At 33.1% G+C, this 11706-nt stretch carries 11 protein-coding genes and 1 rRNA gene; all 12 read right to left on the reverse strand.

The annotated features are described in order from the left end of the window. Positions 1–1130 (reverse strand): elongation factor Tu (tuf, locus tag ACWI69_RS10855; RefSeq protein ID WP_448821858.1); only part of this gene is annotated, 1130 nt, incomplete at its 3' end. 107 nt (positions 1131–1237) lie between these two features. Next, positions 1238–3319: an elongation factor G gene (gene fusA / locus ACWI69_RS10860; RefSeq protein WP_448821859.1), complete on the reverse strand. Its 2082-nt coding sequence runs from the start codon at positions 3317–3319 to the stop codon at positions 1238–1240. Positions 3320–3355: 36 nt separating this feature from the next. Further along, positions 3356–3826, reverse strand: coding sequence for a 30S ribosomal protein S7 (gene rpsG, locus ACWI69_RS10865; RefSeq protein ID WP_418964419.1), 471 nt, complete (start codon positions 3824–3826; stop codon positions 3356–3358). Between the two features lie 25 nt (positions 3827–3851). Next, on the reverse strand, positions 3852–4220 hold the full coding sequence (gene rpsL, locus ACWI69_RS10870; RefSeq protein ID WP_023051095.1) for a 30S ribosomal protein S12: 369 nt from the start codon (positions 4218–4220) through the stop codon (positions 3852–3854). A gap of 116 nt (positions 4221–4336) precedes the next feature. Beyond that, positions 4337–6244, reverse strand: a complete 1908-nt coding sequence (locus tag ACWI69_RS10875) for an ABC-F family ATP-binding cassette domain-containing protein (protein ID WP_448821860.1) — start codon at positions 6242–6244, stop codon at positions 4337–4339. 65 nt (positions 6245–6309) lie between these two features. After that, positions 6310–7647: a sodium/glutamate symporter gene (locus tag ACWI69_RS10880; protein ID WP_448821861.1), complete on the reverse strand. Its 1338-nt coding sequence runs from the start codon at positions 7645–7647 to the stop codon at positions 6310–6312. After that, a complete protein-coding gene (moaC, locus tag ACWI69_RS10885) occupies positions 7640–8110 on the reverse strand; it encodes a cyclic pyranopterin monophosphate synthase MoaC (RefSeq protein WP_448821862.1) in 471 nt (156 codons plus the stop codon). The genes ACWI69_RS10880 and moaC overlap by 8 nt, the downstream gene beginning before the upstream one ends. Then, positions 8094–8885 (reverse strand): XdhC family protein, encoded by a 792-nt coding sequence (locus ACWI69_RS10890; protein ID WP_448821863.1) that lies wholly within the window; start codon positions 8883–8885, stop codon positions 8094–8096. The genes moaC and ACWI69_RS10890 overlap by 17 nt, the downstream gene beginning before the upstream one ends. Next, entirely contained in the window at positions 8845–9690 is an 846-nt protein-coding gene (gene yqeB / locus ACWI69_RS10895; protein ID WP_448821864.1) for a selenium-dependent molybdenum cofactor biosynthesis protein YqeB, read from the reverse strand. Before yqeB ends, ACWI69_RS10890 begins: the two co-directional genes overlap by 41 nt. A gap of 14 nt (positions 9691–9704) precedes the next feature. Continuing rightward, the gene (locus ACWI69_RS10900) at positions 9705–10541 is read right to left on the reverse strand and encodes a hypothetical protein (protein ID WP_448821865.1); all 837 of its coding nucleotides are present in this window, start codon (positions 10539–10541) and stop codon (positions 9705–9707) included. 16 nt (positions 10542–10557) lie between these two features. Further along, positions 10558–11532 carry a UDP-glucose 4-epimerase GalE gene (gene galE, locus ACWI69_RS10905; protein WP_448821866.1) on the reverse strand — a complete coding sequence of 325 codons (975 nt, stop codon included), beginning with the start codon at positions 11530–11532 and terminating at the stop codon, positions 10558–10560. Positions 11533–11598: 66 nt separating this feature from the next. Continuing rightward, positions 11599–11706 (reverse strand): 5S ribosomal RNA (gene rrf / locus ACWI69_RS10910); the annotation flags it as partial.

Consider the following 11706-nt stretch of genomic DNA (forward strand, 5'->3'; position numbering starts at 1 on the left):
ATCGCAAATCTTAATCCCGGCTCCATTGCGATTGGGTGAATTAACTCCACTGTCATCTCAATGTTGTCTCCTGGCATTACCATCTCTACTCCCTCAGGTAAGTTGATTGCTCCTGTTATATCTGTTGTTCTAAAGTAGAACTGTGGTCTGTATCCTGAGAAGAATGGTGTATGTCTTCCTCCCTCTTCCTTCGTTAATACATATACCTCTGATTTGAATCCTGTATGCGGTAATATTGATCCTGGCTTACATAATACTTGTCCTCTCTCAACATCCTCTTTCTTAATTCCTCTTAATAATGCTCCTATGTTATCTCCTGCTTGACCTTGATCTAACAGTTTTCTAAACATCTCTACTCCTGTACAAGTCGATTTAGCTGTATCTTTTATTCCTACTATCTCTACTTCTTCTCCAACTTTTACAATTCCTCTTTCTACTCTTCCTGTTACAACTGTTCCTCTTCCTGTGATTGTAAATACATCCTCTATTGGCATTAGGAATGGTTGGTCTACTGCTCTTGTTGGTGTTGGAATGTAAGAATCTACTGCATCCATTAGAGCTTTAATTTGGTTTACCCATTTCTCTTCTCCGTTCATTGCTCCTAGTGATGATCCCATTATTACTGGTAAATCGTCTCCTGGGAATCCGTACTCTGTTAATAACTCTCTTACTTCCATCTCTACTAACTCTAGTAACTCCTCGTCGTCTACCATGTCAGCTTTGTTTAAGTATACTACGATATATGGAACTCCAACCTGTCTTGATAATAGGATGTGCTCTCTTGTTTGTGGCATAGGTCCATCTGCTGCTGATACAACTAAGATAGCTCCGTCCATTTGTGCTGCTCCTGTGATCATGTTCTTTACGTAGTCCGCGTGACCTGGACAGTCAACGTGCGCGTAGTGTCTTTCTACTGTTTCGTACTCAATGTGAGCTGTATTGATTGTGATTCCTCTTTCTCTCTCTTCTGGTGCAGCGTCGATATTAGCGAAATCTACTTTTTTAGCTAGTCCCATATCTGATAATACTTTTGATATTGCTGCTGTTGTTGTTGTTTTTCCGTGGTCAACGTGTCCAATTGTTCCAATGTTAACGTGCGGTTTGCTTCTTTCAAATTTTTCTTTAGCCATTTGAAATTTCCTCCTGTTTTTCTTTGTTTTTTATAATTCTTGTTGTGACTCTATAGAGCCACAACATTATTAAACTTTATTCAAATTGAAGTTAAAGAGATAAAATACTATCTTCCTCTTTCCTCTTGGATAGCTTTTTGAACTGATGCAGGAACTTGTGCATACTCTTCAAATTCCATAGAGTAAGTCGCTCTTCCTTGAGATTTAGATCTTAAATCAGTTGCATATCCGAACATTTCTGATAGAGGTACTTTAGCGTTGATAATCTTCGCTCCATTTCTATCAGTCATTCCTCCAATCATTCCTCTTCTTGAGTTGATATCTCCTATGATATCTCCCATATACTCTTCTGGAGTTGTTACTTCCACTTTGAATATTGGCTCAAGGATAATTGGTTTTGCCTTTTGAGCAGCTTGCTTAAGTGCCATAGAACCAGCTATTTTGAACGCCATTTCTGACGAGTCAACCTCGTGATATGATCCATCATAAAGTGTAACTTTTAAATCAACCATAGGGTATCCAGCTACAACTCCACCTTCAAGAGCTTCTCTACATCCTTTTTCAACAGCAGGGATATATTCTCTAGGAATTGCTCCTCCTGTTATTTTGTTTACGAATTCAAACTCTTTACCTGGATTAGGCTCAAGAGTAATCTTAACGTGTCCGAATTGTCCTTTTCCTCCAGACTGCTTAGCATACTTAACTTCTTGATCTTGTTTCATAGTTATAGTTTCTCTGTAAGCAACCTGTGGTTTACCAACTGTTGACTCAACTTTGAATTCTCTTTTCATTCTATCAACAATGATTTCTAGGTGTAATTCTCCCATTCCAGAGATGATTACTTGTCCAGTTTCCTCATCAGTTTTAACTCTGAATGTAGGGTCCTCTTCAGCAAGCTTTGATAAAGCTAGTCCCATTTTCTCTTGGTCAGCTTTTGTCTTTGGTTCAACTGCAACTGAAATTACTGGCTCAGGGAACTCCATTTTCTCTAGAACGATTGGTGCATCCTCAGCACATAGAGTATCTCCAGTAGTTGTGTCTTTTAATCCAACTGCTGCTGCGATATCTCCACAGTAAACAACTTCGATTTCCTCTCTTTTGTTTGCATGCATCTGAAGAATTCTTCCCATTCTCTCTTTTTTACCTTTTGTTGAGTTTAATACGTAAGAACCTTTTGTAAGAACTCCAGAATAAACTCTGAAGAATGTTAATCTTCCAACAAATGGGTCAGTCATAACCTTAAATGCTAAAGCAGCAAATGGAGAGTTATCTGAAATCTCTCTAGTTATTTCTAACTCTTCGTTTTTAACATCTGTTCCTTTTATTAAACCTTTATCTGTTGGAGCTGGCATATATGCTATAATAGCATCAAGTAACGCTTGAACTCCTTTATTTTTAAACGCTGTTCCACAAGTAACTGGTACTATTGTGTTAGCTAATGTTGCAGCTCTTAAAGCCACGTTGATTTCAGCTTCAGATATCTCTTCTCCACCAAAGAATTTCTCCATTAATGCATCTGAAGTTTCCACTACTGATTCAATCATAAAGTTTCTAGCTTCTTCAGCAGCATCTACTAACTCAGCTCTGATATCTCTAACTTCAAAATTCTGTCCATTGTCAGAATCTTTTGGCCATACAATCTCTTTCATTGCTAATAAGTCGATAACTCCTTCAAAGTCATCTTCAGCACCGATTGGTAACTGAATAGGTACTGGGTTAGATCCTAACTTCTCTCTAATGTCGTTAACGCACATTTCGAAGTTAGCTCCAACTCTGTCCATTTTATTAAAGAAAGCTATTCTAGGTACACCATATTTATCTGCTTGTCTCCAAACTGTTTCAGACTGTGGTTGTACTCCGTCAACTGCTGAGAATACAGCAACTGCACCGTCAAGTACTCTTAGAGATCTCTCAACCTCAACTGTAAAGTCCACGTGTCCTGGTGTGTCTATTATATTTATCCTGTGATTTTTCCAGAAACATGTTGTAGCAGCAGAAGTAATTGTGATACCTCTTTCTTGCTCTTGCTCCATCCAGTCCATTGTAGCGGCACCTTCGTGAACCTCTCCAATTTTATGAGCTACTCCAGTATAGAATAATATTCTCTCTGTTGTAGTAGTCTTTCCTGCGTCGATGTGAGCCATGATACCAATGTTTCTAGTCATTTCTAAAGAAACGCTTCTAGCCATTTTGTTATCCTCCTAAATTTTAAATTACAAACGAAATTAGAACTTGTAGTGTGCAAAAGCTCTGTTAGCTTCAGCCATTTTATAAGTATCCTCTTTCTTCTTAATAGTAGCTCCCTCGTTATTTGCTGCTGCTATTAACTCAGCCGCTAACTTTTCAATCATTCCATACTCTTTTCTTTGTCTTGTATAAGTAGTTAACCATCTGATAGCAAGAGTTTGTTGTCTCTCAGGTCTTACTTCTACTGGAACTTGATAAGTAGCTCCTCCGATTCTTCTTGATCTTACTTCAATTTGTGGCTTAATGTTTTCTAAGGCTTGCTTAAATACATCATACCCCTCTTGACCAGTTTTTTCTTTTATTAAATCCATTGCAGAATAGAATATTCCTTCAATGATTGATTTTTTTCCATCTAACATGAAAGAGTTGATAACTTTAGTTACAACTTTATCAGAATATCTTGAATCAGGTAATACATCTCTTTTTACTGCTGCTCTTCTTCTTGACATTTACTGTCCACCTCCTTAATAATTATTATGCTTTCTTAGCTCCATATTTAGATCTTGATTGTTTTCTCTTAGCAACTCCAGCTGTATCTAAAGCTCCTCTGATAACTTTATATCTAACTCCTGGTAAATCTTTTGTTCTTCCTCCTCTTACTAGAACGATTGAGTGCTCCTGTAAGTTGTGTCCCTCTCCTGGGATGTATGAAGTTACTTCGATTCCGTTAGTTAATTTTACTCTGGCAACCTTTCTTAAAGCTGAGTTTGGTTTCTTAGGTGTAGTAGTATAAACTCTTACACACACTCCTCTTCTTTGTGGGTTTCCTTGTAATGCTGGTGATTTTTTACTCTCTTCTAGAGTTTGTCTTCCTTTTTTTACTAATTGACTTAAAGTAGGCATTTTACCCTCCTTCCTCTGAATTTTTTTATTTATTATTTTTAAATAATATTTAACTTAAGTATTATAATCGCTTTATTGCAAAAAGTCAAAGATAATTTTACCACAATTTTATTTTTTTACAACTGTTTTTTTAATTCCTCTAACTCTAGTGCTGTTTCATCCCAACTTTCCATAGCTTCCAAAATTCTTTCATCTCTCAAGTCAATCTCTTTTTGAATCTCCATCAGCTCATCTAAATTGTTATTTTTTCCAGCAATTTCATATCTCTTTTCTAAATTATTTTTTTCACTTTCTAATTTTTCAATCTCACTTTCTAGATTTTTATATTTTTTTTCTAAATTTGTTATTCTATTTCTATTCCTTTTTTGCTCTTCATAACTTAAACTCGCTGCTTCATCTTTTTGTTTTATATTTTCCTTTTGTGAGATATACATCTCATAATCACCTTTAAAAAGAGTCGCTCCCTCTTGAGTTACCTCATATATATTATCAACAACACTTTCTAAAAAATATCTATCGTGGGATACAACTATAATTGTCCCATCATAATCTTCTAAGGCTTCCTCCAATATCTCTCTAGAATAAATATCTAAGTGATTTGTAGGCTCATCCAGTATTAAAAAATTAGGTCTGGATAAGATTAATTTCATAAAAGCCACTCTAGCTTTTTCTCCTCCAGATAAAGACTTTATTTTTTTATTTACATCATCTGCTGAGAAAAGAAAACCTCCTGCTATAGTTCTAGCCTCTTCATCACTCATTGGAAAAGTATACAGTAACTCCTCAAGTATTGTATTTTCCATCTCTAACCCTTGATGATTTTGATCGTAGTAACCTATTTTCACTCTTTCGCCTATCTCGACTACCCCATTTTTAGCTTTTTCTAAGCCATTAACTATTTTTAAAATTGTTGATTTTCCGACTCCATTTTTTCCAATTATTCCAATTCTATTTCCCTTATAAACTGTTAGGTTTAAGTTACTAAAAAGTTTCTTTTTTCCATAGCTCATACTCAAATTCTTTAACTCCATAACTTTATCGACACTAGGAGTCTCAACTTCAAACTTAAGTTTAATTTTTCTTACACCTATGACTGGGTTGTCACTTTTTTCCATCCTATCTAAAAGTTTTTGTCTTCCTCTAGCCTGTTTTGATTTCTGTCCAGCTTTGTAACGCCTTACAAACTCCTCCATCTTTCTGATTCTATCTTGCTCTTTTTCAAAAGATTTTACTGCTCCCGATAAATATGCCTCTTTTTGAATAACATATTCAGAAAAATTTCCCTTATAGACTTTTAATCTCTTTCCCTCTATTTCGAACACTCTATTGACAATATTGTCTAAAAAATATCTGTCGTGAGATATAACAATAAACGCTTTAGAATACTCTTTCAAAAATTTCTCTAACCATTCTATTGCCACTAAATCTAAATGGTTAGTCGGTTCATCCAATATAAGTAATTCCGGTTCTTCCAATAAAATTTTTCCTAGAGCTACTCTTGACTGTTGTCCTCCAGAAAGGTCTTTTATTTGTACTCGCCATATTTCCTCTGGAATACTTAAGCCTATAAGTATTTGCTTTACTTTATATTCAATCGCATACCCTTCTTCTTGCTCATATCTACTACTTAAAATAGCTAACTCTTCCATGTGTTTATCAAAGTTTTCCAAATCGGTAGTAATTAGTATATTTAATATTTTTATTCTTTCATAGTCAGCTTTTAAATTAGAAAATACCCCCATCAATTCATCAAAAATTGTATTCTCTCTATTTAAGTTTATATTTTGAGAAAGATATCCTATTTTTAAGCCTCCCTTCTTAGAAATCGTCCCTCTTTCATTTGTTTCTGGATTAGGGTCTCCCTCTTCTAAATCCATCAACATTTTTATCAACGTTGATTTCCCAGCTCCGTTCACACCTATTATTCCAATTCTATCCTTTTCATCTATCGAAAATGTAATATCTTTTAGCAAAGACTCTCCTGAAAAGCCTTTATATAAATTATTCACACTCAGTAAAGCCATCATCATTCTCCTTTTTTATACATTCATATCTCCAATTATACCATAAGTTTAAAAAAGAGTGGAATTTATCTTTCCACTCTCTTATTATAGTATTCTAAACTCAAAACTGTGAGACAAGTTAAAACTACTAAAAGTCCCATAGGATAGAAATAACTGTATATAAAACTTAATTTAATACACATTGCTATTAAAATCGGTCCCAGTAATGCTACTATTGAAAATCCCAATGAATAATCCTGCAAAACGGGTGTTTCCAATTTTGGGTCACATATTCTTAAAAGTAATATACCTGTTATAAAAACACCAGTTGATGTTCCAAACATAGCTAAAGTTCTTTCCAATTGATAATCTTTAAAATATTTTTTAGCTAATTTATATATTACTATCCAACTTATTGAAAATCCTACCAGAGCAGTAACTACAATCGGAATTATATAACTCATAACACCTCTTAAAGGAATTGTTGCCACAGCCGCAACTATCGCAAACTCCGTTAAAGTACCTGTTATTTTCCCCTTCACCCTAGAATCAATACTCCAATTTAACTCCATCTTATTCATTGCTTTCCAAATAAAAAACATCACTATCATACCAAATGACCAAATAGTTAACTTAGATAATAATGGAATCTGGAATTTTTTAAATATATCTAATATCATTATAGAGAATCCTGAAGCAGCAAAAATAATTGCTAAATGATAAGCCAAGGTATCTACTGTTGTCGTTAGCATGGTCTCTTTTCCCAATATTGCTTGCTTTTCTCTATTTTTTATATAACCGCTTTTATACTCTGATAGCACCTCACTTGTTAAAGCATTTCCGAAATTTTTTTTAATTTGAAATATACCGAAAACAATCCCTGCAACTAACCCAACTGTTGCTAAAGTTACCGTCACTCCTTGAGCCAATTCCCAGTAACCACTCCCCACTTCTTTTAATGTGTTCGCCACCACTCCAGCAGTTCCATGACCACCTGCAAAAGCCGAGTTTAGTTCAGCACCAAAACTTTTATATAGTTTAATATTAAATACTCTATCAAAAATAAAATTAATAAAATACCCTATAAATAACTGAACAAACGTCACTAAAAATAATATTCCACCTGTATTCACTGTATTTTGAACAACTTTATTCTCCTTTCCAAGCTCCATTCCTAATGGGACAGATATCAAAATTGGTATTATTAAAACTCCAGGTATAGATCTTATATCATCTATCCAACTCTTAGGTATTATATCATAGTATCTCCCTAGGCAAGCAGGACCTAAAATCAAACCAATAATCCCTCCTATTATAGAAGCTGGAATAAACAGTTCTTGAAATATTTTAACTTTACTTTTTATAACTATTCCCAATATCAACAGTATACTCAAATATGCAGTTATATTTAAAAAGTTATTCATTTATAAACTCCCCTGATTTTCCCCCTGTTTTTTTACATAATTTTATATCGCTAATTATCATGCTCTTATCCATAGCCTTACACATATCGTAAATTGTTAAAAGCGTTGTAGATACTGCTGTTAAAGCTTCCATTTCAACTCCTGTTTTACCAAAAGTTTTAACAGTTACTCTAGCTTCAATAGCCAATTCTCCATCTAAAAAATTAAATTCAACTTCTACTCCAGTTAAAAATAGTGGATGACACATTGGAATTAAATCACTAGTTTTTTTAGCTGCCATAATTCCTGCTACTCTAGCTACTCCTAGAACGTCTCCTTTTTCAATAGTTCCCTCTTTAACCCTATTATAAGTTTCTAAATTCATTGTAATTTTTCCACTCGTTACCGCTACTCTCTTAGTTTCTTTTTTCTCTGTTACATCTACCATTATTGCTTTTCCATCTTTATCAAAGTGTGTCAGCATTTTTTACAAGCCTCCTATGAATTAATTCACCATTATTTTTTACTTTCAATATCTCTGCCACTATTTCAATGGCTATTTCATATGGACTTCCATCTGATAGTTTTAGTCCAATTGGTGAATATATTTTTTCTTCTGGAATTATTTCTCCACTTTCTACCAAACTTTTTCTTATCTCTATGATTTTTTTTCTACTTCCAATCATTCCAATGTATCTGCTTCGTTTTTTTAAAACACTTCTCAAAGCTTTTTCATCCGTTATATGTCCCTTTGTGACAATTACAAAGTAGGAGTTCTCATTTTCACTCAATCCCTCTATAAGATCTTGATAATTTCCTATCTCTACCTTTGGAAAAATATTTTTACTCTCTTCTCTGTCATCAAAAATAACTCTTTCAAAATCGGAACTTTCAAGTATCTCATATAGTTTTTGTCCTATGTGACCAGCTCCTATTATAACAACCCGATTTTTTGGATTTATTATTTTTATATATCCTTCCACACTTCCACCACAACTCATCCCTAACTCAGCTTCTTTTGATAGATCATAGTTAAAATTTTTATTTTTATTCTCTTCTAAACACGTTCTAGCATCATTGATAACCTTATGCTCCACTAGGCCTCCACCTATAGTTCCCACAAAATCCTCTTTCCAAACTCCCATTAAAGTTCCTTCTTTTCTAGGAGTTGAGCCATTTGATTTAGTCAATGTAACTAATGCTACTCTTTCTCCTGATTTAACAACCTGAAAAATTTTCTCCAAAATATTTAAGTCCATTTTTCTCCCCTCTCTTTACAATTTCACACAAAATAGCTTCAAGAACAGAACCACCTAAGGCTCTAGCTTTATCAGATATTGTAAAACAATTGTCGTATTGGTTTAATCTTGGATCTATATCAGCAATCTTTAAGCCTTTTTTTATATCGTAATCATCTCTAATTATTCCTCTTAATAAACCGTCTATACTAGCACTGACCACATTATTATCAATAGTTCCTATTGGTTCATCTTTTTTTACAATATCACCAATTTTTTTTAAAGATTTAAACTTTCCAGACACTTCAGCATAAATAACTCTTTCAGTTGTAAATCCAGCTATATCTCCAGGATTCCCAGTATTTTTTTCAGCTTCGCCAATTTTTATAACTCGTCCTAAATTATGCCCTCTCATTGTCTCTATCACAGTTCCTACATCTTCTCCTGCTATAAATCCTGGACCTAACCCAACTGTTATTGGTGCCATTTTTATTGTTGTTCCCAAATTTTTTTTAGCTATAATAGCATCTATTACGATATCGGGTTTTAATTTTTTTATCCACTCTCCCAAAGGATCAATTGCTATTGGTATCTCTTTGTTTAGCCAACACTCATTAATTTCATCAATTGTTTCTATTTTTTTAGCTATTACATCTTCAACTATCTGTTTTCCATTGAAATTGTATATACACTCTGAAAACGATACTGTTCTTCGAATAGCACTAGGTTTTTCAATTTCTAAAGCCAATATTTTAAAGCCACTTTTATATAAGCGATGGATAACTCCTGTTGCTAAATCTCCAGCTCCCCTAACTACAACCAACATAATCTAATCTCCCCTTATTTTTCAAGAAATTTATTTTTATACTCCCAATATGAACTTTCTAATCTTTTTGCAATCTCACCAAAAATTTTACACGTATTTTCTATAAAATATTCGTCTACAGTTATTCTTTTTCCAGTTCTTAAATTAAATATTTTAACTATCTCTTTCTCTATTGACTCCGGTATCTCTGTCATATAATCATGAAGATAGTCGTTTCTAATTTTTCTAACAATTCCAATAAAATTTCTCTCATTTTCATTTAAAGAAAATCTATTTTTCATTGTTTCCTCTAAAAATAAAATATAACTATTCAAATAGGACATATTTTTATTTTGAATCTCTTCTAAATCTAAATGCTTATCATAAGCGATATCTTTAGTTATATTTTTTAATAAAACTTCAAATACCATAAAAATATTTAACAAACTACTCATATGATGTATCTCTTTAAAAGCATTATTATTTATAAAGTAACATTTACTATATTTTGAAAACTCTTTTTCATTGTCTCTTGTAGACGTCAAAGATTCTCTAGAGACTTTTTGATACTCTTTTAAAAAAATACCATTTATACTATACATCCTGTATATTGTAGTCATTCTTATCTCAAACTCTTCAAAAAATTTTGCACTCTCATCATTCACTTCAAAATAGGGGTTAGGTTCACATGGAATCGTCTCTATTTGAATACAAATATTTTTTAAGTAATCTCCATTTTTCTCATCCTCATGTTCGCAACTTTTACATCCACAATTTTCTTTACTACATTCTAATTTTTTAGTGTTACTCTCTTCACTTTTTATATCCTCTTGTTTTTTCTTTTTTACAAAAAATTTTTTAAAAAATTCCATGATTCACCTCAATTTTCTAAAGACTTTTATACCAAATCCACGCTGTTTCAATTATTTTTTCAACATCTACATATTCAGGTTTCCATCCTAATACTTCTTTTGCTTTTTCACTAGATGCTACCACCGACGCTGGATCTCCCGCTCTTCTTTCAATAACTTCTGATTTTATATCTATATTTGTAACTTTTTTAGCCGCATTTAACATCTCTAAAACCGAAAATCCATTTCCATTACCTAAATTATAGACTCCACTGATATTTCTATCTAATATCGGTAATGCAGCGATATGAGCTCTTACTAAATCAACTACATGGATGTAATCTCTAATTCCAGTTCCATCTTTTGTTAAATAATCGTCTCCATAGATACTTAGCTTTTCTCTTTCTCCTTTTGCCACTTGCAATATTATTGGAATTAAAGCTGTTACACCCTCACCTTTTTGTCCTATATGATATTTTTCGTGAGCTCCTCCCACATTAAAATATCTAAATATAGAGTAATTTATACCATAGGCTTTTGCAGCATCTACTATAACTCTTTCTGCCATTAATTTACTCGCACCATATGGATTTATTGGATTTGTTGGATAATCTTCATATACCATTCCATCACACTTGACTTCACCATAAACCGCAGCTGTTGATGAAAAAATTATATTTTTTACGTTATACTTTTTCATAACTTCAACTATATTCATTACCCCATAAGTATTATTCAAATAGTATTTATTTGGATTTAAAACACTTTCACCAACCTTTATATAACCTGCAAAATTCATTACTGCATCTATTTCATTTTCTTTAAAGATATTCTCAAAAGAGGAGATGTCCCTTATATCACCTCGATAAAATTTTGCTCTTCTATCAACTAACTCTATATATCCATTTTCTAAATTATCTAAAACGATAACATTGTATCCTGAATCTAATAGCTCTACTACCGCATGACTTCCAATATATCCTGCACCACCAGTAACTAATATATTTTTCATATACCACCTCTTTATAATTTTATATATCTGTTAAATTATAACATAAATTTACAAAAAATAAAAAAAGATTGGCAACTTCCTATCCTCCCAGGGGGCTGCCCCCCAAGTACTTTCAGCGTTTATGGGCTTAACTTCCAGGTTCGAAATGTTACTGGGTGTACCTCCATAGCTATC

The sequence above is a fragment of the Cetobacterium sp. genome, from assembly GCF_977044495.1.

What these genes read in the sequence shown, in the direction of transcription:
- rpsL (WP_023051095.1), bottom strand. Translation starts at nt 4,220, where the DNA reads ATGCCTACTTTAAGTCAATTAGTAAAAAAAGGAAGACAAACTCTAGAA.
- fusA (WP_448821859.1), bottom strand. Translation starts at nt 3,319, where the DNA reads ATGGCTAGAAGCGTTTCTTTAGAAATGACTAGAAACATTGGTATCATG.
- ACWI69_RS10875 (WP_448821860.1), bottom strand. Translation starts at nt 6,244, where the DNA reads ATGGCTTTACTGAGTGTGAATAATTTATATAAAGGCTTTTCAGGAGAG.
- galE (WP_448821866.1), bottom strand. Translation starts at nt 11,532, where the DNA reads ATGAAAAATATATTAGTTACTGGTGGTGCAGGATATATTGGAAGTCAT.
- ACWI69_RS10900 (WP_448821865.1), bottom strand. Translation starts at nt 10,541, where the DNA reads ATGGAATTTTTTAAAAAATTTTTTGTAAAAAAGAAAAAACAAGAGGAT.
- yqeB (WP_448821864.1), bottom strand. Translation starts at nt 9,690, where the DNA reads ATGTTGGTTGTAGTTAGGGGAGCTGGAGATTTAGCAACAGGAGTTATC.
- rpsG (WP_418964419.1), bottom strand. Translation starts at nt 3,826, where the DNA reads ATGTCAAGAAGAAGAGCAGCAGTAAAAAGAGATGTATTACCTGATTCA.
- moaC (WP_448821862.1), bottom strand. Translation starts at nt 8,110, where the DNA reads ATGCTGACACACTTTGATAAAGATGGAAAAGCAATAATGGTAGATGTA.
- ACWI69_RS10890 (WP_448821863.1), bottom strand. Translation starts at nt 8,885, where the DNA reads ATGGACTTAAATATTTTGGAGAAAATTTTTCAGGTTGTTAAATCAGGA.
- ACWI69_RS10880 (WP_448821861.1), bottom strand. Translation starts at nt 7,647, where the DNA reads ATGAATAACTTTTTAAATATAACTGCATATTTGAGTATACTGTTGATA.